Raw genomic sequence first — 24,529 nt, 5'->3', positions numbered from 1 at the left:
GTCAGGGCCGCTGGGCGAGAACCGTGACCGTCCCCGGTTCGACCTCGGTGAAGCCCGCGTCCCGCACGGCCACCACGCCGCGTGTGCGCCACGCGCCTTCCGGATCGTCCCCGGGATGCAGCGTCGCCCATTCGCCGGGTGTCGCCGTGCGCACCGCGCACCGGAACCCCGACTCCGCCCAGCCGGCGAGACCGGGCGTCCACAACGCGGCCAGCAGCATCGACGCGTGCCCCACCTGGGCCGCCGCCTTCCCCGCGGTCATCTCCACCGTGGGGTTCAGCCACAGCACGGGCACACCGTCGGGCGCCGGCCCTGGTTCGTCGGCCGGCAGGTCGCTGCCGGCGATCTGGAGCCGCGACACCTCCTTGGGGGTGTCCACGACCCGTCCGGGCAGCAGCGCCCGCACCGACGCCCCGGCCACGGTGACGGTCACCCCGGGCAGGTCCTGGACCGCCGTCCAGTGTGCGCCGCGGGCCCGCCGGGAGACCTTGCGGATGTGGGCCGCCACCCAGTCGGCGACCGCCTCGTGCCACTCGCCGTCCTCGGCGGCGCGCGGGTCGAGGCAGACGGCGACGGCGGCGGCGGCCGCGGCTTCCAGCAGCGCGGTTCGGCCGGGCGGTTCGGCGCGTTCGATGCGCAGGACCAGCGGCATGGCCCGCACCAGCGTCGGGTCCTCGGCGGAGACGTCGGCGGTCGCGGCGGCGGGCAGGCGCAGCCACCCGGCGTAGCGGGCGGCGAGCGGTTCGAGCACGGTCACGGGCGGGGGTGTTCCAAACCGTCGGCGGCGTCGGCGGCCTCGACCTCGGCGCGGGTGACGCCCAGGACGAACAGCACCACGTCCAGGTAGGGGTGGGACAGCGCGGTGTCGGCCACCTCCCGTAACGCGGGTTTCGCGTTGAACGCCACGCCCAGTCCGGCGGTGGACAGCATGTCGATGTCGTTGGCGCCGTCGCCGACGGCCACGCACTGGGCCAGCGGCACGTCGAACTTCTCGGCGAAGCGCCGCAGCGCCGCCGCCTTGCCGGCCCGGTCGACGATCTCGCCCCGGACCTTGCCGGTGATCACCCCGTCGACGACCTCGAGGTGGTTGGCGACGGTGAAGTCGAGGTGCAGGTCGGCGGCCAGCCGGTCGATGATCCGGCCGAACCCGCCGGACACCACGCCGCAGCGGAAGCCGAGGCGTTTGAGGGTGCGGATGGTGGTGCGGGCGCCGGGCATCAGCTCGATCGAGTCGGCGACCTCGTCGAGCACCGACTCGGGCAGACCGGTCAGGCACGCCACCCGCCGCTCCAGCGACTGGGCGAAGTCCAGTTCGCCGCGCATGGCGGCCTCGGTGATCTCGGCCACCTCGGCGCCGCAGCCGGCCCGTTCGGCCAGCATCTCGATGACCTCGCCCTGGATCAGGGTCGAGTCGACGTCGAAGACGACCAGCCGCTTCGCGCGGCGGGTCAGGCCCTCGCGTTCGACGGCGATGTCCAGGCCGACCCGCACCGACACCTCGGCCAGCGCGGTGCGCAGCGCGGTGTCGGCGTCGCGGTTGTCCTGGGCGACCGACACCCGCAGCTCAAGCCCGGTGACCGGGTAGTCGGCGACCCGCCGGATGGCGTCGATGTTCACGTCGAGGGCGGCGAGCCGGCGCGCGACCTCGGCGAAGGACCGGGCGGTGACCGGGCGCCCCAGCACGATCAGCACGTGGCTGGAGCCGACCCTGGCCGGCGACAGCGGGTCGGCGCCCACTTCGACGTCCACCCGCATGGCGACGGTCGCCATCGCCTGCTCGACGGCCTCCTGTAAACCCTCCGGGTCCTCCGGGGCGCCGACCAGCACCCCGAGCACCAGCTGACCACGGATGGTGACCTGCTCGACGTCGAGGATCTCCGCGCCGTGCCGGGTGAGCACGGCGAACAGGACCGACGAGACGCCGGGCTTGTCCGGCCCGGTGACCGTGATCAGCACCGGGGTGCTGGGCTGGAGGGCCACCGGTCAGTTCGGGTTCTTCGGGTCGTTCTTGGAGATCTCGTCCGGGTTCATCTTCTCGGCGAGCATCTCCGACGGGGCCGGCGGCGCGTCGGCGACCGCGACACCGTGCTTGGCGCTGAACAGCCCGATGTACTTCTCCTGGTGGGCCCGCTCGGCCATGTGCGGGTAGTGCAGGTCGAACGCCGGGCGCTCGGAGCGGATCCGGGGCAGTTCGGTGAAGTTGTGCCGGGGCGGCGGCGACGAGGTCGCCCACTCCAGCGAGTTGCCGTAGCCCCACGGGTCGTCGGCGGTGGTGGTCTCGCCGTAGCGGTAGCTCTTGAACACGTTCCAGATGAACGGCAGCGTGGACGCGCCGAGGATGTACGCGCCGATCGTGGAGATCGTGTTCAGCGTGGTGTAGCCGTCGCTGGCCAGGTAGTCGGCGTAGCGGCGCGGGAAGCCCTCGTTGCCCAGCCAGTGCTGGACGAGGAACGTGCCGTGGAAGCCGAGGAACGTGGTCCAGAAGTGCAGCTTGCCGAGCTTCTCGTCGAGGTAGCGCCCGGTCATCTTCGGGAACCAGAAGTAGATGCCGGCGAACGTGGCGAACGCGATGGTGCCGTAGAGCACGTAGTGGAAGTGCGCGACGACGAAGTAGGTGTCCGACACGTGGAAGTCGATGGCCGGCGCGGCCAGCAGGATGCCGGTCAGACCGCCGAACAGGAACGTGACGAGGAAGCCGACCGAGAACAGCATCGGTGTCTCGAAGGTCAGCGACCCCTTCCACATCGTGCCGATCCAGTTGAAGAACTTCACGCCGGTCGGCACCGCGATCAGGAACGTCATGAACGCGAAGAACGGCAGCAGCACGGCGCCGGTGGCGTACATGTGGTGCGCCCACACCGCGATCGACAGGGCCGCGATGCCCAGCGTCGCGTACACCAGCCCTCGGTAGCCGAACAGTGGTTTGCGGCTGAACACCGGGAAGATCTCGGACACGATGCCGAAGAACGGTAGCGCGACGATGTAGACCTCGGGATGGCCGAAGAACCAGAACAGGTGCTGCCAGAGGATCACGCCGCCGTTGGCCGGGTCGAACACGTGCGCGCCGAGCTGGCGGTCGGCGAGCAGGCCGAACAGGGCGGCGGTGAGGATCGGGAAGGCGATCAGGATCAGGATCGAGGTGATGAAGATGTTCCAGGTGAAGATCGGCATCCGGAACATCGTCATGCCGGGCGCGCGCAGGCAGACCACGGTCGTCAGCATGTTGACGCCACCGAGGATCGTGCCGAGACCGGACATGATCAGCCCGACGATCCACAGGTCCCCACCGACTCCCGGTGAGTGGATCTTGTCGGACAGTGGTGTGTAGGCGAACCAGCCGAAGTCGGCGGCACCACCCGGCGTGAGGAAGCCGGAGATCACGATCAGGCCACCGAAGAGGAACAGCCAGTAGGAGAAGGCGTTCAGCCGGGGGAAGGCGACGTCCGGGGCACCGATCTGCAGCGGCAGGATGAAGTTCGCGAAGCCGAACAGGATCGGCGTCGCGTACAGCAGCAGCATGATCGTGCCGTGCATGGTGAACAGCTGGTTGTACTGTTCCTCGGACAGGAACTGCTTGCCCGGGAACGCCAGCTCGGAGCGGATGAGCATGGCCATCGCGCCGCCGATCATGAAGAAGGCGAACGCGGTGACCAGGTACATCATGCCGATCTTCTTTGGATCGGTCTCCTTGAACAGCTGCAGCAGGTATGAACCCTTTGCGCCTGGTCGCGCCGGGTACGGCCGCGTGGCGATCGGCTTCGGGGCTACTGCCGTCACTCCATGCCTCCCTGATCCCGAACCACGCATGGCCGTGATTCGCGCCCGATCGTAGCCCGCGTGGTGTGGGCCGACGCGGCTGGGCTCACGCGCCCGGCCTGCGGGGATCGGGTCGTCGCAGCGCAATGCCAAGATCCGTGACGGCCACCACACCGGGTCTGCACCGGTCCTTGAGCCACGCGGTCATCTCAGCACGGCCACGACCAGCGCCAGGGCGACGGCGATCGCGCCGGTGAGCGGCCCGCCGACGAGCAGGAACACCAGCGCCAGCGCGCCGATGTCCGGTCCGCGCAGCGTCCTGGCGATGAGCCGCAGGGGCATGGCGCCGAACGGGGTGTCGACGGCGCCGAGGTTGTCGAAGGTCGGCGGGTTGCCGGTGACGGTGCGCACGGCGCTGGCCGCCAGCAGCGGGATCACCAGCAGCAGCCCGAGATCCCCGCTGTCACCGATCGCGACGGTACTGACACTGACGGCGATCAGCGGGCCGTCGCCGGAGGCCGGTAACGCGGTTTCCCCACCGGTTCCGGTCCCCAGGTCGGGAACCGCGCTGGTGTCCCAGAGCAGGAGGATCGGCAGTGTCCAGGCGAGCGCCACGGCGGTGAGGACAAGAAGGTGTGCGGCGCGCAGCGCGGTGTCGGTCTGTCCGAGCCAGCGGCGGCGGCCGGGCGAGCGCCACAGTTCTCCCAGCCCGCCGGCCAACGGCATCAGCGCCAGATACCCGAGCACGCCGAGCACGACCTCGCCGGGGAGGCCGGGCAGCGCACGACTGGCGGCGACGGCGGTCAGCGCCAGCAGTCCGGCCGCCGGCAGATACCGGGCGCGCGCGGCGACTCCCACGAACGCCAGCCGCAGCCCGACCGGCCGCAGCAGCGACCAGGCCCGGACGGGCCGGCCGGCGGGCAACAACATCGTCGGGTCGAGGAACCGCACGCCGACGACCCGCATCAGCCGGTCCCGCCAGCCGGCGACGAGGTCGGTCCGCCCGGCGTCGGCGATCTCGGGCCGGGCCACCGGACCGGACAGACCCAGCAGCCACCCGCCCGCCACGGCCAGGACCCCGGCGGCGACGAACAGTAGGGATGGTCCGGGCAGCGGAACCATCGCCGCCAGGGCGAGCCCGACGACCACCACGGCCTCCAGCCGCGCGTCACGACGTACCCGCCGCACCGCTCCCCATGCCAACAGTCCGCCGCCGGCCAGCACGAACGCGCCGGCCAGCACCCAGGTTCGGCTGAGTCCGGCGACCGCCGCGAGCAGCGCCAGCACGTATCCACCGGTGACGAGCCTGGCGAGCCAGCCGCCGACGAGCCGCCCGGTGATCAGCCGGCGGCGGTCGAGGTCGGCGTCACGCCAGGTCAGGGCGGCCGGTTCGAGCCAGACGAACCCGCGCGAGAGCATCGACCACCACAGCAGCGCGGCGGTGACCAGCACCAACGTCAGGTCGTCGGCGGCGCCGACGCCGACGACCTCCCGTACCCGGTCGAGCCGGAAGAAGGCCATGGTGAGCACGCCGATGCCCAGCAGGGCGCCCAGGGTGCGTTCGTCGCCGGACAGCCAGCGCGCGGCGAAGGCCCTCATCCGAGCGTGACGACCTGGTCGGCGAGGTCGACCAGCGGTGGGTGGTGGGTGGCCATGACGACGGTGCGGCCCTGCGAGCACTCGGCCTGGACGAGGTCGGCGAGCCACTCCTTGCCCTGGGTGTCGAGGGCGCGCTCGGGCTCGTCGAGAAGAAGGACGTGATGGGGTCGGGCGACGGCGCCGAGCAGCAGCAGCCGGCGCCGCTGCCCGGCGGAGAGGTGGTAGGCATGCACGTCGGCGCGCTCCCCGAGGCCCGCGCGGTCGAGCCACGGGTCCGGTTCGTCGCCGGTCCGAAAGCTGTCGAGGAGGAGTTGAAGGTGCTGTCGGGGTGACAGTTCGGCGAAGAAGTCGGAGTCGTCGAGCAGGACGGACACGTTCCGCCGGAACCCCGGGTCCCGCTCATCGGGTGCGCGCCCGTCGACGGTGACGGTGCCGTCGGTGGGCTGCCGCAGCCCGTAGAGACAGTGGAGAAGGGTGGACTTGCCGGCGCCGTTGGCGCCGGCAAGCGTGAGGCAGGTGCCGGCGGGCAGGTCGAGGGTCAGGTCACGGAACAGCCAGTGCTCGCCCGCCCGCATCCCGAGCCCATCGACCATGATCGCCATGGGCCCATTGTGCGTGTCCTAGCGATCGCGGAGGAACCGGCTCCACGAGTCGGGCGAGAAGGCCAGCTGCCCACCGGTCCGGTTCTTCGTGTCACGCACCAGAACCGCCTTGGCGGCCTGGCCGACCTCGACACACGCACTGCCGTTGCCCTGGCTTCGGCTTGACTTGCGCCAGTTCACGACGCGATCCGCTGTTGCCACTGTTGCGCACCTTCCTCAATGAGACCCAGAGACTCGTTGTCGGACAACGCTTTGGTCCGGATCGACTCCCAGACTACCCCAACCATCTCAACCATGGCCCGGTCGTAAACGGTCTGACCATCCAGAACCGTGTCCACGTACGCCACAGTCGACTGTCGAGCAACCTCCGCGATGACGAACCCCCCGCCCATCGCGTTGTGCGGACAGGCGGCCGAGAGCACCTGGATGCAGACCCTGGGACGACGGGCAAACTCGACCAGCTTCGCCAACTGCGCAGCCATCACTGGGGGACCACCGACATTTCGGTGCAGCACATGCTCGTCGATGACGGCCCAGAACCAAGGCGGATCCTCAAGTTCCAACACCGCCTGTCGATCCAGCTTCGCCGCTACCCGCGCGACCACCTCACTCTCAGTCAGGCCGGGAAATGCCTCCACAAGCATTCGGGCGTACTCCTCGGTTTGGAGTAGACCCGGTACAACCGAGTACTCAAACCACTTGAGAGCACGGGCTTCCGCTTCCGCAGCGGCGAAAGGTCGGAAACCCGGGGAGATCGGTGCCGCTCGGATGCGGGACTCCCAGCGCGTCAGGACCCCCGCCGTGTCGAGTGCCTTGTCGAGCAGGTGGGCCTGCTCCTTGGTCGGCATTCGGTAGGCCGTTTCGATGTTCTTGATCGTGGACTGACTGAACCCGATGAGTTTGGCCAACTCGTCCTGGGAGTAGCCGCGACGGGCGCGCAGCGCACGCACCTCGTCCGCGAGCAGCTGTCGTTCCACGCCAACGCCAGGTACGTCTGATGATGACACGCGGCGCACGTTACGACACGCTCCGCAGACCCGACCCCCTCGGGGTCCACATAGCCGAAAGTTTCGGAAAGCAGGCCGAGGAACTGGATCTTTCCGCCGCAAAGTCCGCTGCAACCGTGCCCGGAAGGCTCCCGCAACAAATCCGAAAATAATTGACAACATTCACAGGCGATACGGATAATTTTTGCATTCTTCCCCTGCAACGCCCTCGACGAGGAGGACGCACGCATGAGTTCGAAGAGACGCACCGGCAGGATCCTCGGCCGGCTGTTCGCCGCCGCGCTGTTCGTGGTCACGGCGACGTGGCCGGGCACGGCGGCGGCCATCGACACGAACCAGACCGGCAACCACGGCGGCTACTACTACTCGTTCTGGACCGACAGCCAGGGCACCGTCTCGATGGACCTGGGTTCGAACGGCAACTACAGCACCTCGTGGCGCAACACCGGAAACTTCGTGGCCGGCAAGGGCTGGGCGACCGGCAGTCGGCGCGCGGTGACGTACTCGGGCAGTTTCAACCCGTCCGGCAACGCGTATCTGACGCTGTACGGGTGGACGAGGAGCCCGCTGGTCGAGTACTACGTCGTCGACAACTGGGGCACGTACCGCCCGACCGGCACGTACAAGGGCACGGTCACCAGCGACGGTGGCACGTACGACATCTACCAGACGATGCGGTACAACGCGCCGTCGATCGACGGCACCCAGACCTTCCCGCAGTTCTGGAGTGTGCGGCAGTCCAAGCGCACCGGCGGCACGATCACGTCGGGCAACCACTTCGACGCGTGGGCCCGCAACGGCATGAACCTGGGCACGAACCACGCCTACATGATCATGGCCACCGAGGGCTACCAGTCCAGCGGCAACTCCAACATCACCGTCGGCGGCACCCCCGGCGGCGGCGACCCCCAACCCGGCGGCTGCACCGCGAACCTGTCGGCCGGTGACCGGTGGAGTGACCGCTACAACCTCAACGTCTCGGTCACCGGCTCCAGCAACTGGAACGTGACGATGAACGTCCCGTCCCCCGCGAAGATCATCGCCACCTGGAACGTCAACGCGACGTGGCCGACGGCCCAACAGATGGTCGGCCGCCCCAACGGGAACGGCAACAACTTCGGCGTCACCATCCAGGCCAACGGCAACTGGAACTGGCCATCGGTCTCCTGTAGTACCGGCTAGTGCCGGCGGGCACGGCGTCCTCGGCGGAGGACGCCGTGCCTGGCTACCCTGCCGCGGTGGACTGTGATCACGACCCGGACGGCGAGGGCCTGTCCGCCGGCACCCCGGACCAGGGGACGTGGGTGCGGCTGTGTCACCGCGTCGACCCGTGGAACGACGGTTCGATCGACGTCTGCGCCCAGATCGCGGCCCCCGGCCTGACCGCGACACTGCACGGCGTGACCCTGTCGGTCATGGGTGGCACCGACCTCGTCCCGTTCCTCGACGGCCTGGCCACGGACTTCACCGGCTGGGACGGCACCCGAACGTGGACCACCCTGGACGGCGACCTGCGGATCGACGCGGTGTTCGGCTCCGGGGGCCACGTGAGCCTGACCTGGACCCTCACCCCGTGGCGCCACCAGGACGGCACCTGGTCGGCGTCGACGACCGTCGTCCTGGAGGCCGGCGAGCAGTTGAGCCGTCTAGCCGCCGACGCCCACGGGTTCCTCAGCTGAGCGGGTGGTGTTCTTCTCGTCCACCACCACCCGAAGTTTGTCCGCCAGCTCGTCGCCGGTCACCGCCCCGACGAACGCCGACGCCACCCGGTGCCGCCGGTCGAGGATCAGCGTCGACGGGATCGCCACGTTCCGGTAGTCCTTCAACTCGACGAACGTCCGCATCGACGGGTCGTGGATCGACGGGTAACTGATAGACCGGTCCCGCACGAAGTCCACCGCGCTCTCCCGAATCCGGTCCCGCACGTTGATCCCGACGAACGCGACGTCCTCGTCGACGAACTCCTGGTGAACCCGCTCCAGATCCCCCGCCTCCGCCTGACACGACGGACACCAAGCCCCCCACACGTTCACCACGACGACCTGCCCGACGTAGTCGTCCACCGCGACCGTCCTCGCCGGGTCCAGCAGATCCTCGCCGCTGACCTCGCCGATCGCCACCCGTTGCCCCACCGGCACGATCGACCCGTCCCGCAACACCGCGGCCGCCTCACTCGACGAACACGACGTCACCACCAACAACACACCCACCAGCAACCCACGAATCCGCACACGAACACGGTAGCGACCCGATTCCCGCCGACACCCACGGACGCCGTCCACAGCCCGAATCACGGCGGTTCAGGAATCCGAACTCCTAGAGTCGGATCCTCTTCGGATCGACCCCAGTGGCCGGCCAGACGATACCGTCGCCATCCACGACCCAGGCCGGCTGGGACAGCAGCCCGGACAACCGGCACACCATGTTCGCGAACAGATCCTCCCAGCGGCATTCGATGTAGCACACTGTCATGTCTTCCAGATCGTCCGGCACCCCGAAATCACCACTGGGCTTGTACGATTCATCGAATCCCCCGAGATCGAATGTGCCGTCGTTGTTCGCGAACACCGTGAACAGACGTCCCTGGCCATCGGCCACCTGCACAACGGCGTCCTTCGCGAGACTGTCGGTGGACGCCGTCCCGCCCTCAACCAGGAGGAATTCTCGAACTTTGTCGAACACCCCGACATCCCGGGACACCAGGATCGCGCTCTTCATCGGGGCACCATTCCCTGGTAGCCCATCCGCGCGTGGATTGGTCGCGGCCGTTGGTGTGTCAGACTTGTGGAGCCCGATCGGTGATCGTGCCGCCGGCGCCCTCAGGTGAGGGCGAGGTAGGCGGCGATCGTGTCGTTGAGGATTTCCTGGCCGGGGCGCGACCACAGTTCGGCGTTGAAGACCTCCACCTCGATCGGGCCGGTGTAGCCGGTGGCGGCGACCGCCGTGAGGAAGCGGGGGAACTCGATGTGGCCGGTGCCGGGGAGGCCTCGGCCGACCAGGACGTCCGCCGGGAGCGGGAGGATCCAGTCGGCCAGTTGGAAGCAGGCGATGCGGCCGGCGGCGGCGGCGATCAGCTCCCACACCCGCTCGTCCCACCACACGTGGTACGTGTCCACCGTGATGCCGACGGCTTCCGGGGGGAACGGGGCGGCCAGGTCGAGCGCCGCACCAAGGGTCGCGACGACGCTGCGGTCGGCGCAGAACATGGGGTGCATCGGTTCGATGGCGAGGCGGACGCCGGCGTCCAACGCGTAGGGGGCCAACGCTTCCAGCCCGGCCGCCACTCGAGCCCGCGCCGGCTCGAGTGACCGCCCGGCCAGGCCCCCGCACACCAGCACCACCGCCGGCGCCCCCAACTCGGCCGCCTCGTCGATGGCGGCTCGGTTGTCGTCCAGCCAGTCGTCGGCGCCGAAGAAGCCGCCTCGGCACAGGGAGGTGACGGTCAGGCCGGCTTCGCGGACCAACGCGGCCGTGCGGGCCAAGCCGTAGTCGCGGACGGGCTCGCGCCACAGGCCGATGCCCGGCACTCCGGCTACCGCGCAGCCGGCGACCACCTCCGGCAGCGGCCAGAACTTCGCCGTCGCCTGGTTGAACGAGAACCGCTCCAGACCCATCAACCGACCCCCTCGTTGATCGCCGACCCGACACCCGCCACGACGTCGGGCACCGCCCTCACGCCGCCCCGCACGACACCACCAGTCACGACACGAGCTCGTGCGGCGGACGGCCGCCCAGCCTCCCGTGACGTCAGCTCGGCGGGTGGGAACCGCGGCACCTCAACGCACCTCCTGGGGCACGCCCGCCGTGGCGAAGTAGGCGCGGGCGCGGGCGGCGGCCAGGCCGGGGTCGGGCAGGAGGCCGGCCTCATCAGCCAACTCCAGCAGGCGGGCGCAGTGGGCGGGGGAACGGCCCGACTGCAACCCGCCGACCATCGTGAAGTGGGACTGGTGGCCGGCCAGCCACGACAGGAACACGATCCCCGTCTTGTAGAACTGGGTGGGGGCGGCGAACAGATGCCTGGCCAGCGGGACCGTCGGGTCCATCAACTCCCGGAACCCCGTCATGTCGCCCGCGTCGAGGCGGTGCAGCGCCGGGCCCGCGACCGGCGCCAGGGCGGCGAACACGCCCAGCAGCGCATCCGAGTACCCCTGCTCGTCCCCGGCGATCAGCGTCGGATAGTTGAAGTCGTCGCCGGTGTACAGGCGGACGCCGGGGGGTAGGCGGCGGCGCAGGGCGATCTCGAAGTCGGCGTCCAGCAGGGACACCTTGATGCCGTCGACCTTCGGTGCGTGTTCCTTGACCAGGGCCAGGACCGACTCCGCCGCCTCGTCCACGTCGGACGAGCCCCAGTAACCAGTCAAAGCGGTGTCGAACATGGGGCCCAGCCAGTGGAGCAGGACCGGGCCGGGAGCCTCCGCCAGCAACGTCGAGTAGACCGACAGGTAGTCGTGCGGGCCGTGGGCCGCCGCCACCAGGTGGCGGCTGCACATCAGGACGGGCACCGCCCCGGCCTCGGTGACGTCGGCCAGCTGCGCCCGGTAGGCATCCAGCACCGCCGGCAGGGTCGCCGGGCCGGGCGGGAGCTGGTCGGTGGCCACACCGGCGACGATGCGTCCGCCGACCGAGCGGGCCTCCGCGGCGCTGCGGCGCACCAGCTCACGCACCGCCGGGTAGTCCAGGCCCATCCCCCGCTGCGCGGTGTCCATCGCCTCCGCGACGCCGAAACCGTGGCGCCACAGGTGATGGCGGAACGCCAACGTCGCCTCCCAGTCCAGGACGGCCGGCGCGCCGGGCACGTTCTCGGCCACCGGGGAGGCCACCACGTGCGCCGCCGCGTAGGCGACGCGGCTGCGGGCCGGGGGCAGAGCCTCGACCTGGTCCGCGCCCCGCACCCGGTACACCCGACCGCCGGGCAGCACGACCTCGTCCGGGCGGCCGGTCATCGCGGCCCTTCCCCACACCCGACCGTCCCAGCAGGGCCGAAATCGCGCCATGCCGGTCCTGCGGCATCAACCACATCCGCGCGGCCGGCCACCACAACAGCACCGACATCGCGCCACCCCAGCCCCCCAGCACCAACCACATCCACACGGCCAAGCACCACGACAGGACCGGGATCCCGACGCGCCGGCCCTCCGGCATCAACGACACCCGGGCGGCCGGCCATCACGGCAGGACCGGGATTGCGCCATGCCGGTCCAACCACACGCGCGTGGCCGGCCATCACGGCAACCCCGGGATCTCGACGCGCCGGCCTTCCGAGGCCGCCACCAGCGCCAGCTCGGCCAGTTGCACGCCGCGCGCCGCCGCCCGCAGGTCCCACGGGAACGGCTCCCCCGCCACCACGTGCCGTAGGAAACGCTCCCACTGCACCCGGAAACCGTTCTCGAACACCGTGTTGTCCGGGACCGTCGACCAGTCGCCGCGCTGGTCGGTGCCGGCCGGCAGGTCCGGGTCCCACACCGGGCGCGGGGTGGCGGTCCTGGCCTGGGCGCGGCAGTGCCGCAGTCCGGCGACGGCGCTGCCGTGGGTGCCGTCGACCTGGAACTCGACGAGTTCGTCGCGGAACACCCGCACCGCCCACGACGAGTTGAACTGGGCGATCACCCCGCCGGGCAGTTCGAAGATCGCGTACGCGGCGTCCTCGGCGGTCGCCAGGTACTCGATGCCCTCCTCGTCGAAGCGGCGTGGGATGTGGGTCCTGGTCACGCACTGCACCGCGGTGACCGGGCCGAACAGGTGCTCCAGCACGTAGTGCCAGTGCGGGAACATGTCCAGCACCATCCCGCCGCCGTCGGCGGCCCGGTAGTTCCACGACGGGCGCTGCGCCGGCTGCCAGTCGCCCTCGAAGACCCAGTAGCCGAACTCGCCGCGCACCGACAGGACCTTGCCGAAGAAACCGCTGTCCACGAGCCGCTTGAGCTTCTGGAGGCCCGGCAGGAAGATCTTGTCGGCGACCACGCCGACCTTCACCCCGGCCTGGTCGGCCGCGCGGACCAGCGTCATCGCCCCGGCGAGGTCGGCGGCGACCGGCTTCTCGCTGTAGATGTGTTTGCCGGCCTCGATCGCGGCCGCGACGGCCTTCTCCCGGTGTTGGGTGGTGAGCGCGTCGAAGTAGATCTCGACGTCGTCGCGGGCCAGGGTGGCGTGCAGGTCGGTGGTCCAGTCGGTCAGCCCGTGGCGCCCGGCGATGTCGGCCAGCTTGGCCTCGTTGCGCCCGACCAGCACCGGCTCCGGCCACAGCACGGTGCCGTCGGCCAGCGGCAGGCCGCCGTCGGCGCGAATGGCCAGCAGCGAGCGGACCAGGTGCTGCCGGTAGCCCATGCGCCCGGTCACGCCGTTGAGCGCGATGCCGATCGGCCGGCGCTCGGGGCTGTTGGTCATCCGTTGCTCCCTCTTCCTGTGGGTGCTCAGTGGCTCTCGGCGGAGCCGAGCAGTTCGCGGATCTGCCTGGTGAGTGTGCCGAAGGTCGGGTCGGTCATCACCTGGGCGTAGTCCCGCGCCGCCGGCAGGTCGACGTCCAGCGAGCGGACCAGCCGGCCGGGTCGCGGGCTCATCACCACCACCCGGGTACCGAGGAACACCGCCTCGGCGATGGAGTGGGTGACCAGCAGGATCGTCGTGCCGGTCTCGCGCCAGATCCGGTTCAGTTCGGCGTTGAGCTGCTCGCGGGTCAACGCGTCCAGCGCGCCGAACGGCTCGTCCATCAACAACACCGGCGGTTCGTGCAGCAGCGCCCGGCACAGTGCCACTCGCTGCTGCATACCGCCGGACAGTTCGTGCGGCAGGGCCTCCTCGAACCCGGACAGACCGGTCAGCTCGATCAGCGCGTCGGCCCGCACACCCGCCCGCGCCTTGTTCATCCCCCGCATCTCGGCCTGCAACAGGATGTTCTTGCGCACCCCGCGCCACTCCAGCAGCGCCGCCCGCTGGAAGGCGAACCCGATGGTGCGCATCGGCCCGGTCACCGGCTCGCCCAGCAGGCTCACCGACCCGGTCGTCGGCGCCACCAGCCCGGCGATCACCTTCAGCAGCGTGGACTTCCCGCAGCCCGACGGGCCGACGATGCTGATGAACGCCCCCGGCTCGACCCGCAGCGACACGTCGTCCAGCGCGGTCGTCGACGAGCGCTTGGACCGGAACCGCACGGTCAGCCCCGCCACGTCGACGGCGGTGTCGGTCAGTGTGTCCGGCATCAGGACCCCGACCCGCCGGCGTGGCTGCCGTCCCAGTAGGCCGACGGCTCACCGGCGTTCTCCAACTCCGCGTACTGGGACATCAGCTCGATCGTGTCGGCCCACTGCTGCTCGGTGTTCACGCCCGGCGCGCCGACGCTGTCCAGTTGCAGCAGCGGCTCGGCCAGCTCCAGCTGCTGGATCAGCACCTCCAGCGGCGGCTCGTTCTCGGCGTTGTCGGCCATCGCCTGCGCGGCGGCCGGGATGTCCTTGACCGCCTCGGCCCACGACTTCTGCGTCGCCCGCACGAACCGCGACACCAGGTCCGCCTTGTCCGACAGGGTCTGCTCGCTGGCCACGATGCCGGTGCCCAGCATGTTCAGCCCGGAGTCGGCGTAGAGCAGGTAGTCGACCTGCTTGCCGGTGCGCGCCTCGATCGTCGGGCCCTGGTCGTGGAAGAAGCCCATGATCGCGTCGACCTGGCCCTCGGCCAGCTGGGCGATCTTGTTGGCGGCGTCCATGTTCACCACCGTGACGTCGGAGGCGGACAGGCCGTTGGCCTTGAGCCACGCCGGGAACGTCGCGTACATGGCGTCGCCGGGGGTGCCGCCGACGGTCTTGCCCTTGAGGTCGGCCGGGCTGGTGATCTTCTGGTCGGACAGGAACTCCAGCGACGCCGGGCCCTTCTGCAGGAACACCCCGACGCTCTTGACCGGCATGCCGGCGGCGATGCCCTTGAGCAGCGGCGGGGTGTCCGCCCAGCCGAACGTCGTCTGGTCCTGGGCCACGGCCTGGATCGTGGTGCCCGAACCGTTGCCCGGCTTGATCTCCAGGTCGATGCCCTCGTCGGCGTAGAAGCCCTGCGCGACGCCGTGGTAGAACGGCGCGTGCTCGCCGTAGGGGACCCAGTTCAGGGTCAGGGTGACCTTGTCGGCGTCGGCCGGCGCGCCGCCGCCACCGTCGCCGTCCTCCTGCGCGCCGCCCGGCGCACAGGCTCCGAGCACCAGGACCGAGGCCGCGAGGCCGAGCAGGATGCGCTTGGCGTCCATGGGAAAGCCCTTTCAGGAAGTCGTGAGCGGGGTGGCCGTGCGGCGGCTGGCGTGCCACGGGATCAGCAGCGCCTCCAGCACCTCCACCACCACGAACAGCAGAATGCCGATCAGCGACATCAGGAACAGCGCGGCGAACAGCATCGCCGAGTCCAGGTTCCCGTTGGCCAGCAACAACGTGTAGCCCAGGCCCTCGCTGGCGCCGACGAACTCGCCGACCACCGCACCGACGACGGCGAGGGTGACCGCCACCTTCTCCCCCGCCATCAGGTGCGGCAACGCGTTGGGGAACCGGATCTTGCGGAAGGTCTGCCAGCGGGACGCGCCCATCGTCGCCGACAGCTCCAGCAGTTCCGGGTCGGTCGAGCGCAGCCCGGCGACCCCCGAGACCACCACCGGGAAGAACGCGATCAGCACCGCCAGCATGATCTTGGGCGCGAGCCCGTTGCCGAACCACACCACCAGCAGCGGCGCGATCGCGATCTTCGGGATCACCTGCGCGAACAGCACGATGGGGTACAGCGCCTTGTCCATCGTGCGCGAGTAGGCGATCAGGACCGCGGTCGCCAGGCCGAGCACGCTGGCGAGCAGGAACCCGATCACCGTCTCGTAGAGCGTGACGTAGGAGTGGTACATCAGCGACGACCAGTCGCCGGCGATGGTGTCCCACACCTGGCCCGGGGTCGGCACCAGGTAGTGCGGCATCCACTCGTTCTCACTGGCGATCCACCACAGGACGAACAACGCCCCCAGCACGATCGCCGGCCGCCACAGGGCGTCCAGGAAGCGCAGCAGCCGCGCGCCGAGGTCGAACCGGCTGGCCGGCGCCGGGGGCGTCGGCCGGTCGGCTGGTTGCACGTCCTTGGACGTCACCATGCTTGACACCCTAGGTCACCACCTTCTCGACGACGAGCGCGTTGACCCGCCAGTACTGCTCGATGTCGATGCCGAACGTCACGTCGACCGTCCGGCCGGCCGTTCCACCGTCCACAGTGAACTGATCCCAGCCCCAGCGGTTGGTGCCGACGGTGACGCCGCCGTCCACCACCCGCTGCCCGTCGACGGTGACCGTGATGGGCTGGGCGGCGAACTGCGGGTCCCCGCGCAGCAGCGACACCGTGTGCTGGCCCGCCGGAACACGCAGCCGCAGGGTCGCCGGCCCGGTCGAGGTCACCATGTCCCCGCGCAGACCGTCGGGCGCGCCCCGGTCGCGGGACTCCAACCCGGTGGCCTCCACCCAGCCGAACCCGGTCGTCTCGCTGTACGCGGTGGTCGGGTCGAGGCGCTGGTAGCCCGGTTGCAGAGGGCTGTCCGGCGCGCCGGCGTCCAGCGAGTACACGGTCCGCTTGGTCGAGGGCATCAGGTACGCGGTGGCGTTGGCCCGGCTGGCGACCCGCACGCCGCCGGTCGCGGTCGCCGTGGCCGACAGCCGCGCCTCCAGCAGCGGGCCGGTGACCGCGCCCGGTTCCGGTGAGGTGAACCGGAGCCGTGCCCGCACCGTCTGGTGCCGGGGCACCTCGACCCGCACCGGCGTCTGGGTCCACTCGGCCGGCACGGCCAGCGTGACCGTGGCGGTGACCCGCCGGTTGGTGCCGTTGACCAGGTCGACCTCGGCGAAGCCGGCGTCACCGGCCGACACCGGCGTCGGCAGCGTCAGGTTCATCAACTCGACCTGCGAGCCGAACTCGAACCGGTCGAGGTTGAACAGCGTGCCGGTGGTCGCCGGGTTGGTGAACACCAGGTACAGCGCGTGCGTGCCGCCGGGATCGGTGACCGGGGCGGTCACCTCGGTCCAGGTCGTGCCGCCGCCGGTCACCGGGACCGCGACGCTGCCCAGCACCGGGCCGTCCGGCGCGTCCCGGCGGATCTCGATCGTGCCACCGTTGGCCTGGCTGGCGACCCGGAAGCTCATCGTCGGCACACCCGTGAGGTTGACCGGGGTGTAGCCGACCCAGTCGCCGTGGTGGATCTGGCCGACCAGCCCGGCGCTGACGCCGTCGGCGGTGTTGCCGGCGATCCGCACGCCGTTGGCCTCGTCGTAGTGGTCGGCCTGCTTGACCCGGGGCTGGAGCACGACCCGGTCGCTGTGGACCAGCCCACCGGTGTCCTCATAGGACGATTCGAGGTAGTACTCGACGTCCTCGGCGGTGGTGTGCAGCTCGTCGATGACCGTCTCGACCGTGCCCGCGCAGCCGGTTCGCTTGCCCATCAGATGGTCCTGGCGGGCGTGGCGCACCCCGTACTCGGTGACCACCTCGCGGCAGCCGATCGAGCCGTCCTCGGTGAACCCGTCCTCGACGTCGGCCACGTCCACCCGGATCGGCACCGGGACGCCCCAGTCGAAAACCTGACCGTCCGCGGGGGACTCCAGGGTGACCTCGGGCGCGGTGTTGCCGACGGTGACGTCGATCTCGGTGGTGTCGGTGCGCCCGGTCGGGTCGGTGACCGTCAGCGTCGCGGTGTACTCGCCGCGCTCGGTGTAGGTGTGGGTCGGGTTGACGTCGGTGGAGTCGGTGGTGCCGTCACCGTCGAAGTCCCACACGTGGCCCAGGTTCTGGTCCTCGTCGGGGTCGGCGGAGGTGTTGGCGAACTGGACCCGCAGCGGCGCGCCGCCCGAGGACGGGGTCGCGGACGCCGACGCCTTCGGCGCGCGCTCACCGGGACGCAGGTAGTCGACGCGGTACAGCGCCGAGTCGAAGTTCGGGTCACCCCGGCCCGAGCCGCCGTAGTTCGAGCCCCACTCGATGAGGTAGAGCGCGCCGTCCGGGCCGATCTCCAGGTCCATCGGCCGCAGGAACGTCTGGCCGGGCAGGAACCTGTTCAGCGACAACGCCTCCCCGTCCTGGCCCTGCTTGACCTCGAAGATCGCGTTGCGGGTCCACTCGGCGATGAACACGGTGTCGTCGTAGTAGGCCGGCAGCCTGGTCTCCGACTCCAGGTCGGGGTCGAAGTGGTACGTCGGGCCGCCGATCGCCAGCCGGCCGCCGGTGCCCAGTTCGGGCCACTGCGGGGAGGCGTCGTACGGATAGGGCAGCCACGCCGGCTGGGCCGGCGGCAGCGTCGTGAGGCCGGTGTTGTTGGGCGAGTTGTTGGTCGGCCCGTTCGCGCAGTCGTAGGGCTGGCCGGAGGCCCCGGTGGCGAAGTCGTACTCGACGTAGGGCTGGTTGTCGGCGATGCACAGCGGCCAGCCGAAGTTGCCGGCCTTCTTCGCCAGGTTGAACTCGTCGTGGCCCTTGGGGCCGCGCGCGGGGTTGTCGGCGCGGGCGTCCGGGCCGACCTCGCCCCAGTACAGCCAGTCGGTCTCGGGGTCGATGTGGATCCGGTACGGGTTGCGCAGGCCCATCACGTAGATCTCCGGCCGGGTCCTGTCCGTGCCGGGCGCGAACAGGTTGCCCTCGGGGATCGTGTACGTGCCGTCGTCCTCGGGGTGGATCCGCAGGATCTTGCCGCGCAGGTCGTTGGTGTTGGCCGAGGTGCCCTGGGCGTCCTGGTTGCGGCGCCCCGGCCGCTCGTCGATCGGCGCGTAGCCCTCGCAGCACGGGTCGGCGTTGTCGCCGGTGGCCAGGTAGAGGTTGCCGGCGCTGTCGAAGGCCATCCCGCCGCCCTCGTGGGCGTTGATCTCGCGCTGGGAGAAGAACTCGAACTGCACGACCTCGCTGGTGGGGTCGATCCGCAGGGACGACTCGTCGAAGGTGAACCGGGACAGGCGGTTCACCGGGTCGTCGGCCGGGGAGTAGAAGACGTAGAGGTAGCCGTTGTCGGCGAAGTCGGGGTGCAGCACCAGGCCGTGCATGCCGTGGGTGTGGTTGACCAGCACGTCGAGCTTGCCGGCCTCGTGGCTGTAGCCGGCCTCGGGGTCGTAGACCTTGAGCCAGCCCTGGCGCTGGATGTAGAAGACCCGGCCGCGTTCGTCGATCTCCAGGTCGAGCGGGTCGTCGGTGTCGCCTTCCAGCAGGGTCTTGGACCAGCGGTCGTTCTGGGTGGGGCCGCAGTCGCCGGGGGCCGCGCCGGCGGCCCATTCGATGCCGCCGAGCAGGTGCGACCGGAACAGCGGCTCGTCGAAGGCCGACGGGTTGTGGCCGAGGCCGGTGTACCAGGAGCGGCCGCCGTCGAAGTCCTGGCACCAGGAGATCGGGTGGTCGGCGCCCATGGTGTGGCCGGTGTAGGAGCGGGTGTCGAAGCTCGCCAGGACATGCACGTTGCCACGCGGATTGGCAACGAAGTCGTAGGGTTCCTCGGTGCGGTCCCAGATCTGCGGCAGGTCCCGTGTGGACGGGTGGACGCGGTCGTCGACCTGGATGCTGACCGGCTGGATGGCCGGGTGGACCTTGAAGAACGCGCCCATGAGTTGGCCGTACCAGGGCCAGTCGTACTCGGTGCCGCTGGCCGAGTGCACGCCGGTGTAGCCGCCGCCGGCGCGGATGTAGCGCTCGAAGGCGGCGCGTTGGGCGGGGTCGAGGATGGCGCCGTTGCGGCTGTTGGTGTTGTTGAACACGACGGCGTCGAAGGGGGCGAGGCCCTCGTCGGTGAACAACGTCGGGTCGTCGGAGACGGTGACGTCGAAGTCGTTCTCGGCGCCGAGTTCGGTGATCGCGCGCTGCCCGGCGGGGATGGAGTCGTGGTAGAAGCCGTTGACCTTGGAGTAGACCAGGACGCTGAACCGTGACTGCTGCGCGACGGCGGGTCCCGTCGTGACGAAAGTACCGATGACCAGGGACAACACGAAGACCAGGACGATGGATCTGTTGCGCACGACATCCTCCTGCCGAGGGCCACTCTGCCAGGCAAGCGCTTTCCTTGGACTCTATGGTCTGCCGAGCCCCTCAGGCAAGGGCTTTCCTACTTCTCGCCGGTCGGCGGCAGATAGGTGTCGAGCAGCCCGCACATGCCCAGCCGCCCGCGCTCGGACGGTTCGGGCAGGGCATGGACCCGCGCGGACCGCAGGTGCCCGCCGTCACCCCTGGCCAGCGCGTCGAGCTGCACGCCGGTCAGCTGCGCGGCCCGGAAGGCGCCGTTCTCCCAGCGGGTGCGCCAGGTGTCCAGGTGCGGTCGCTTGAGCGCGACGGCGGCCTCGTGCAGCCGGGCCATCGCGGCCGGCCCGTCCCGCTCGACCTCCTCGCGCAACTGGAGGAACCCCTCGATGGCCAGATCACGCCGGGTGAACGCGTGGGTCACGTCCGTGCCCGGCGCGCCACCGTTGGGCAGACCCGCGGCCTTGGCGTACCGGTCGGGGTCGGCGAGCACCTCGGGTGGGAACGTGAACACCGCGTCCCCGGCCTCCGGCAGCCCCGAGTTGCCCATGACCACGACGATGTCCAGGCCACCGAGGTTGATCAGCCGGTGGACCGTGCCCGGCGTGAACCACAGCACGGTGCCCGGCGAGAGGGCGTGCTCGGCGAAACCGGCGCCGGACAGTGTCTGGACCGCGCCCTCACCGCCGGTGACCACGTAGGCTTCGGTGCAGCAGAGGTGCAGGTGAGGGGTGCCGCCGGGGCGTCCGTCGGGGGTGACCGTGTCGTACACGCACAGTCGCGAGACGCCGACGCCTCCGGGTAACGGATCACTCATCGGGGTGCCCATCCCGGTGGGCCAAGATCACGTACACTTTCGTGCGCATAGGCCGCCTCCCGGGCGCGGGGAAAGGGCTTTCCTTGTAATCTGACGCTAGGCCCGCGAGAGCCGGGCGTCAATGTGAAGGTAGGAGCGACATGGCAACGCTCGCCGATGTCGCGCGACGCGCTGGGGTGTCCGCGGCGACCGTCTCGCGGATCGTGAACGGCAGTCCCAAGATCGTTTCCGAGGAGCTGCGCGAGCGGGTGCTGCGCGCGGTGCAGGAGTTGCAGTACGTGCCCAACGCGCACGCGCAGCTGCTCGCCCGCTCCCACCGGACCACGGTCGGCGTGATCGTGCACGACGTGTCCGACCCGTACTTCGCCGAGATCACCCGAGGTCTGCAGCGGGTGGCCAGCGAACAGGGCCGCCTGGTGATCATCTGCAACTCCTACCGTGACCCGGAGCGCGAGCTGGAGTACGTGGAGCTGCTGCGCGCCCACCAGGTCGAGGCGATCATCCTGGCGGGGTCCGGCTATCACGATCCCGCGTTCACCAAGTCACTCAACGCCAAGCTGAGCGCCTACATGGCCACCGGCGGGCGGGTGTCGGTCATCGGCCGCCACAAACTGGCCGGCGACGCGGTGATGCCCGCCAACGAGGACGGCGGGTACATGATCGGCCGCGAGGTCTTCAAGGCCGGACACCGGCACGTCGGCGTGGTCGCCGCCCCCAAACAGCTGACCACGACCACCGACCGGTTGGCCGGGCTGCGCCGGGCGGCCAGGGAGTTCCACCGCGCGCTGCCGGCCCGACGGATCGCCTACGCGGAGTTCGACCGCGACGGTGGGGCCGCGGCCACCGAGGCCCTGCTGGACGCCGAGCCCCGGCTGACCTGCATCGTGGCCCTGAACGACTCGATGGCCATCGGGGCGTTGTCGGTGCTGCGGTCCCGTGGACTGGCCGTTCCGGGGGACGTGTCGGTGGTGGGCTTCGACGACATGCCGATCGCCCGGGACGTGACACCGGCACTGACGACCGTCCGGTTGCCGTTGGTGACCATCGGGGCCCGGGCCATCGGGTTGGCACTGGAGGCCCAGCATCCCAATCCTCGGGTCGAGGAGGCCGGGGCCGAGATCGTCCACCGGGAGTCCCTGGGAGTCCCCCGGGCCTGACGGGGACGTGGCGGCCTCACGATCGTCACATCCGATTGGTTGGCGGCGAAAGGGCTGTTCTGGACAGACAGCCCTTCGCCCACCACCGAACTGCCTCAGGTCAACAGAATGTTCTTGCCCACGGTCCCCCGCTCCTCCACCATCCGATGGGCCTGCGCGACCTCCCCCAACCCCAGGGCGAACCCGGCGACGACCCGCAGTCCCGACGAGAACGCCTCGTCAAGAAACCCTTCTCGCCGCTGTCCCGAAAGATGGGTGGAGACAAACCCCCCAACCCACAGTCCCCTCTCGAAAACCTCCTGAACGGACACCGCCGAATCGCCCGCGGCACTCCCGTAGACGACCATCCGCCCGACCCCGTCCGTCAGCGCCCCGAACGACTCGCGCCCGACCGCCCCACCGACGGAGCCCAGCACCACCGTCACCTCACCCATCCCGGCGGCCCACCCCGGAACCGAGTAGTCCACCACCCGGTCGGCCCCCAACTCCTTGGCGACAGCCAACTTCTCCTCTCCCCGCGTGGCCGCGACCACCGTCGCTCCGGCCCGCTTCACCAACTGCACCAACAGACTCCCCACGCCACCGGCCGCCGCCTCGACCAGCACCACGTCCCCCGCCCGAACACCGGCGACCGACATCACCCCCAGCGCCGTGACGCCCTGCCCCACCAGACCCAACGCGTCCTGCAAGGACAGCGAATCGGGCCGCACACGCACGGCGGACACCGGCGCGACGGCCATCGACGAGTACCCGCCCCCGCCGACGATGGCCACCACGGGACGCCCGACCAACGCGGAGTCCACACCGGACCCGACGCCCACCACGACCCCGGCCACCTCGAAACCCGGGGAGAACGGCAGGGGCACGGGCATGCCCCCGGCCCGGAGCCGGACGTCGGCGAAGCTGATCCCCGCCGCCTCGACGTCGATCAGGACCTCGCCGGGGCCGGGCTCGGGGTCGGGGGCGGAGACGACCTGAAGTACGTGGGGGGAACCGAACTCGTGACATCGCACAGTACGCATGAGCCGGACGGTATCCAGAAGATACTGGTTACTTCAAAGATACTGGACTACCCTCCGGATACCGTGGACCCCCTGAACCCGGACATGTTCCATCCCGACTGCCCCAGCAGCGTCATGCCGCTGCGCATCGGCGACAAGTGGTCGGCGATGATCATCGTGTGCCTGGAGGACGGACCCCGGCGGTTCTCCGAGATCCGTGTCCCCCTGCGACGCACCACACCGAAGGTGCTCACCCAGACGCTGCGGGCCCTCGAACGCGACGGCATGATCACGCGCACCGTCTACGCCGAGGTCCCGCCCCGCGTCGAGTACGAACTCACCGAGCTCGGCCGCACGCTGCTCGACCTGATCGCGGTCTGCCGGCGGTGGGCCGACGAGCACCTGCCGGCCGTGCTGGCCGCGCGTGAGCTACCGGGAGTGGGTGTCGGTCCAGAAGGCTGACCAGTCGGCCTTCTCCGCGTCCTCGGCCTTCGGCTCCTCCTGGTCCCGCGCGGTCGCCTTGTCGGGGATGGCGTCCAGGATCGCCTGGGACACCTGGTGGACCTTGCCACCCGTGGCCAGGAAGGCGAGGAAACCGGGCTCCCTCGGGTTGGGAACGCGGGTCCGCACGGCGATCGACCCGAACTCGTGGTCGTACTCGACCTTGAAGACCACGTCACCGTAGGTGTTGTCGGAGCCGGGAATCGGGGTGTTGCTGTCGCCCTTCAGGAAGCGAGCCATGTCCTCCTCGTCCTCTCCAGGTATGTCGCCGACCGGAATACCGCCGGCGAGCAGGTTGATGCGGCCGATCACGGCCATCGCGTTGCGGCCGGGGCACGCGGTCTGCGCGCCCGGCGCCTGCTGGTGACCGCCGTCCAAACGCTGGTTGCGCCACCAGCCGTGGCGTCGCCCGTGCTGCAACAGCGCGGCGATCGCGTGGATCTGCGCGTCGGTGACGCGCTGCTCGTCGTAGTTCCCGACCAACACGATCGCCCGGGCGATCGAGTTGCGGTTGGCGGTGTGCGCACCTTCGCGATCGACACCGTGCCCCTCGTACACCCGACCCGACGGCATGACGGCGAAGGTGTAGGAGATCCCACCGCCGAACCGATCCTGGCCGATGTCCTCGAGCACGTGCATCGCCGCGATCTCGCGCGCGGAGTCGTCCGGCGGAGCGGCGGTCACCGAGTGGTGCAGCCACACCTCCTGTGCCGGCAACGGCGCCGGTCCGAAGCCGCGCGCGTAGCGCGCTCCCCACTGCGCCCTGCTGACGATCGTCAGGGGAGCCATGCTGATTTACCCCCTTTTACGGAGACGCTGAGTAGTCCTTCGACTACCTACGTTGCACCATAGCCCCCGGTTCACATGATCACGACCGGGTGACCGAGACAACAGCATCACCGAGAAACCAGGAGAAACGGACTCCCGATCGGGGGAACAATGGGAAATCCAGAGCCAACCGGAAGAAACCCACGACGGTCACTCTCGGTACCGACCGTCCGGCGGCCAGCCGCCAGGTCCGTGTCACTCTCGGTGGTGAGTTCGCGCTCCGCGACACCCAACTCGCCGAGCACCGCCCGCGGCGCGGCCAGCGCGCCGGACAGTCAGCGGGCTC

Annotated in this window: 23 protein-coding genes; 4 read left to right on the top strand and 19 right to left on the bottom strand. The window is 70.0% G+C overall.

The features are described 5' to 3' along the window. Position 1: 1 nt before the first annotated feature. The 7 genes from BLA60_RS11000 to BLA60_RS10970 all read right to left on the bottom strand — a co-directional run bounded on the left by BLA60_RS11000 (position 2) and on the right by BLA60_RS10970 (position 6,934). A complete protein-coding gene (locus BLA60_RS11000) occupies positions 2-757 on the bottom strand; it encodes a peptidyl-tRNA hydrolase (protein ID WP_075132726.1) in 756 nt (251 codons plus the stop codon). Beyond that, positions 754-1,980 (bottom strand): phosphoserine phosphatase SerB, encoded by a 1,227-nt coding sequence (gene serB / locus BLA60_RS10995; protein WP_075132725.1) that lies wholly within the window; start codon positions 1,978-1,980, stop codon positions 754-756. Before serB ends, BLA60_RS11000 begins: the two co-directional genes overlap by 4 nt. Positions 1,981-1,983: 3 nt before the next feature. Then, positions 1,984-3,777 (bottom strand): aa3-type cytochrome oxidase subunit I, encoded by a 1,794-nt coding sequence (ctaD, locus tag BLA60_RS10990; RefSeq protein WP_075132724.1) that lies wholly within the window; start codon positions 3,775-3,777, stop codon positions 1,984-1,986. Between the two features lie 183 nt (positions 3,778-3,960). Beyond that, entirely contained in the window at positions 3,961-5,355 is a 1,395-nt protein-coding gene (locus tag BLA60_RS10985) for a hypothetical protein (RefSeq protein ID WP_075132723.1), read from the bottom strand. Then, complete coding sequence (locus BLA60_RS10980) at positions 5,352-5,957, bottom strand: ABC transporter ATP-binding protein (RefSeq protein WP_075132722.1); 606 nt, start codon at positions 5,955-5,957, stop codon at positions 5,352-5,354. The genes BLA60_RS10985 and BLA60_RS10980 overlap by 4 nt, the downstream gene beginning before the upstream one ends. An 18-nt stretch (positions 5,958-5,975) precedes the next feature. Further along, positions 5,976-6,137 carry a DUF397 domain-containing protein gene (locus tag BLA60_RS10975; RefSeq protein ID WP_342744724.1) on the bottom strand — a complete coding sequence of 54 codons (162 nt, stop codon included), beginning with the start codon at positions 6,135-6,137 and terminating at the stop codon, positions 5,976-5,978. Then, the gene (locus tag BLA60_RS10970) at positions 6,134-6,934 is read right to left on the bottom strand and encodes a helix-turn-helix domain-containing protein (protein ID WP_075132720.1); all 801 of its coding nucleotides are present in this window, start codon (positions 6,932-6,934) and stop codon (positions 6,134-6,136) included. Before BLA60_RS10970 ends, BLA60_RS10975 begins: the two co-directional genes overlap by 4 nt. A gap of 258 nt (positions 6,935-7,192) precedes the next feature. Here BLA60_RS10970 and BLA60_RS10965 point away from each other — a divergent pair, with 258 nt between their 5' ends. Together BLA60_RS10965 and BLA60_RS10960 are read left to right on the top strand one after the other, a co-directional pair. Next, positions 7,193-8,146 carry a glycoside hydrolase family 11 protein gene (locus BLA60_RS10965; protein WP_075132719.1) on the top strand — a complete coding sequence of 318 codons (954 nt, stop codon included), beginning with the start codon at positions 7,193-7,195 and terminating at the stop codon, positions 8,144-8,146. 56 nt (positions 8,147-8,202) lie between these two features. Continuing rightward, a complete protein-coding gene (locus BLA60_RS10960; RefSeq protein WP_211288688.1) occupies positions 8,203-8,643 on the top strand; it encodes a DUF6228 family protein in 441 nt (146 codons plus the stop codon). Here BLA60_RS10960 and BLA60_RS10955 read toward each other — a convergent pair. From BLA60_RS10955 to BLA60_RS10910, 10 genes are all read right to left on the bottom strand, one after another. Further along, the gene (locus tag BLA60_RS10955) at positions 8,611-9,195 is read right to left on the bottom strand and encodes a TlpA disulfide reductase family protein (RefSeq protein ID WP_162292940.1); all 585 of its coding nucleotides are present in this window, start codon (positions 9,193-9,195) and stop codon (positions 8,611-8,613) included. The genes BLA60_RS10960 and BLA60_RS10955 overlap by 33 nt on opposite strands. An 85-nt stretch (positions 9,196-9,280) precedes the next feature. Further along, on the bottom strand, positions 9,281-9,682 hold the full coding sequence (locus BLA60_RS10950) for a hypothetical protein (RefSeq protein ID WP_075132717.1): 402 nt from the start codon (positions 9,680-9,682) through the stop codon (positions 9,281-9,283). A 101-nt stretch (positions 9,683-9,783) separates the two neighbouring features. Beyond that, the gene (locus BLA60_RS10945) at positions 9,784-10,578 is read right to left on the bottom strand and encodes a sugar phosphate isomerase/epimerase family protein (RefSeq protein WP_075132716.1); all 795 of its coding nucleotides are present in this window, start codon (positions 10,576-10,578) and stop codon (positions 9,784-9,786) included. A gap of 162 nt (positions 10,579-10,740) precedes the next feature. After that, complete coding sequence (locus BLA60_RS10940) at positions 10,741-11,907, bottom strand: dihydrodipicolinate synthase family protein (protein WP_075132715.1); 1,167 nt, start codon at positions 11,905-11,907, stop codon at positions 10,741-10,743. A 280-nt stretch (positions 11,908-12,187) separates the two neighbouring features. Continuing rightward, positions 12,188-13,348, bottom strand: coding sequence for a Gfo/Idh/MocA family protein (locus tag BLA60_RS10935; protein ID WP_075132714.1), 1,161 nt, complete (start codon positions 13,346-13,348; stop codon positions 12,188-12,190). A gap of 26 nt (positions 13,349-13,374) precedes the next feature. Beyond that, positions 13,375-14,160 (bottom strand): ABC transporter ATP-binding protein, encoded by a 786-nt coding sequence (locus BLA60_RS10930; protein ID WP_075132713.1) that lies wholly within the window; start codon positions 14,158-14,160, stop codon positions 13,375-13,377. Further along, a complete protein-coding gene (locus BLA60_RS10925; protein ID WP_075132712.1) occupies positions 14,160-15,188 on the bottom strand; it encodes an ABC transporter substrate-binding protein in 1,029 nt (342 codons plus the stop codon). Before BLA60_RS10925 ends, BLA60_RS10930 begins: the two co-directional genes overlap by 1 nt. 12 nt (positions 15,189-15,200) lie before the next feature. After that, positions 15,201-16,064, bottom strand: a complete 864-nt coding sequence (locus BLA60_RS10920; protein ID WP_075132711.1) for an ABC transporter permease — start codon at positions 16,062-16,064, stop codon at positions 15,201-15,203. Between the two features lie 10 nt (positions 16,065-16,074). Next, complete coding sequence (locus BLA60_RS10915; RefSeq protein WP_075132710.1) at positions 16,075-19,941, bottom strand: ThuA domain-containing protein; 3,867 nt, start codon at positions 19,939-19,941, stop codon at positions 16,075-16,077. Between the two features lie 86 nt (positions 19,942-20,027). Then, entirely contained in the window at positions 20,028-20,756 is a 729-nt protein-coding gene (locus BLA60_RS10910) for a cupin domain-containing protein (RefSeq protein ID WP_075132975.1), read from the bottom strand. Between the two features lie 140 nt (positions 20,757-20,896). Between BLA60_RS10910 and BLA60_RS10905 the strand changes: the two genes are divergently transcribed. Further along, positions 20,897-21,913: a LacI family DNA-binding transcriptional regulator gene (locus tag BLA60_RS10905; protein ID WP_075132709.1), complete on the top strand. Its 1,017-nt coding sequence runs from the start codon at positions 20,897-20,899 to the stop codon at positions 21,911-21,913. A gap of 95 nt (positions 21,914-22,008) precedes the next feature. On the opposite strand, the gene BLA60_RS10900 is transcribed toward BLA60_RS10905, so the two are convergent. Continuing rightward, positions 22,009-22,935, bottom strand: coding sequence for a zinc-binding dehydrogenase (locus tag BLA60_RS10900; RefSeq protein ID WP_075132708.1), 927 nt, complete (start codon positions 22,933-22,935; stop codon positions 22,009-22,011). 84 nt (positions 22,936-23,019) lie between these two features. On the opposite strand from BLA60_RS10900, the gene BLA60_RS10895 reads away from it, so the two are divergent. Continuing rightward, positions 23,020-23,376 carry a winged helix-turn-helix transcriptional regulator gene (locus BLA60_RS10895; RefSeq protein ID WP_075132974.1) on the top strand — a complete coding sequence of 119 codons (357 nt, stop codon included), beginning with the start codon at positions 23,020-23,022 and terminating at the stop codon, positions 23,374-23,376. Here the strand turns inward: BLA60_RS10895 and BLA60_RS44765 are convergent. Beyond that, positions 23,344-24,204: an N-acetylmuramoyl-L-alanine amidase gene (locus tag BLA60_RS44765; protein ID WP_075132707.1), complete on the bottom strand. Its 861-nt coding sequence runs from the start codon at positions 24,202-24,204 to the stop codon at positions 23,344-23,346. The genes BLA60_RS10895 and BLA60_RS44765 overlap by 33 nt on opposite strands. Positions 24,205-24,529 lie beyond the last annotated feature (325 nt).

The sequence above is a fragment of the Actinophytocola xinjiangensis genome, from assembly GCF_001921215.1.
Lineage (GTDB): Bacteria > Actinomycetota > Actinomycetes > Mycobacteriales > Pseudonocardiaceae > Actinophytocola > Actinophytocola xinjiangensis.
The sequence above is the reverse complement of the archived record's forward strand: the minus strand, read 5'-3'. Positions and strand labels throughout refer to the sequence as shown.

Bases quoted from the DNA above. Each gene is read 5' to 3' on its own strand.
- BLA60_RS10985 (WP_075132723.1), bottom strand. From the start codon at position 5,355: ATGAGGGCCTTCGCCGCGCGCTGGCTGTCCGGCGACGAACGCACCCTG.
- BLA60_RS10980 (WP_075132722.1), bottom strand. From the start codon at position 5,957: ATGGCGATCATGGTCGATGGGCTCGGGATGCGGGCGGGCGAGCACTGG.
- BLA60_RS10965 (WP_075132719.1), top strand. From the start codon at position 7,193: ATGAGTTCGAAGAGACGCACCGGCAGGATCCTCGGCCGGCTGTTCGCC.
- BLA60_RS10950 (WP_075132717.1), bottom strand. From the start codon at position 9,682: ATGAAGAGCGCGATCCTGGTGTCCCGGGATGTCGGGGTGTTCGACAAA.
- BLA60_RS10945 (WP_075132716.1), bottom strand. From the start codon at position 10,578: ATGGGTCTGGAGCGGTTCTCGTTCAACCAGGCGACGGCGAAGTTCTGG.
- BLA60_RS10940 (WP_075132715.1), bottom strand. From the start codon at position 11,907: ATGACCGGCCGCCCGGACGAGGTCGTGCTGCCCGGCGGTCGGGTGTAC.
- BLA60_RS10935 (WP_075132714.1), bottom strand. From the start codon at position 13,348: ATGACCAACAGCCCCGAGCGCCGGCCGATCGGCATCGCGCTCAACGGC.
- BLA60_RS10930 (WP_075132713.1), bottom strand. From the start codon at position 14,160: ATGCCGGACACACTGACCGACACCGCCGTCGACGTGGCGGGGCTGACC.
- BLA60_RS10925 (WP_075132712.1), bottom strand. From the start codon at position 15,188: ATGGACGCCAAGCGCATCCTGCTCGGCCTCGCGGCCTCGGTCCTGGTG.
- BLA60_RS10920 (WP_075132711.1), bottom strand. From the start codon at position 16,064: ATGGTGACGTCCAAGGACGTGCAACCAGCCGACCGGCCGACGCCCCCG.
- BLA60_RS10910 (WP_075132975.1), bottom strand. From the start codon at position 20,756: ATGAGTGATCCGTTACCCGGAGGCGTCGGCGTCTCGCGACTGTGCGTG.
- BLA60_RS10905 (WP_075132709.1), top strand. From the start codon at position 20,897: ATGGCAACGCTCGCCGATGTCGCGCGACGCGCTGGGGTGTCCGCGGCG.
- BLA60_RS10900 (WP_075132708.1), bottom strand. From the start codon at position 22,935: ATGCGTACTGTGCGATGTCACGAGTTCGGTTCCCCCCACGTACTTCAG.
- BLA60_RS10895 (WP_075132974.1), top strand. From the start codon at position 23,020: ATGTTCCATCCCGACTGCCCCAGCAGCGTCATGCCGCTGCGCATCGGC.
- BLA60_RS44765 (WP_075132707.1), bottom strand. From the start codon at position 24,204: ATGGCTCCCCTGACGATCGTCAGCAGGGCGCAGTGGGGAGCGCGCTAC.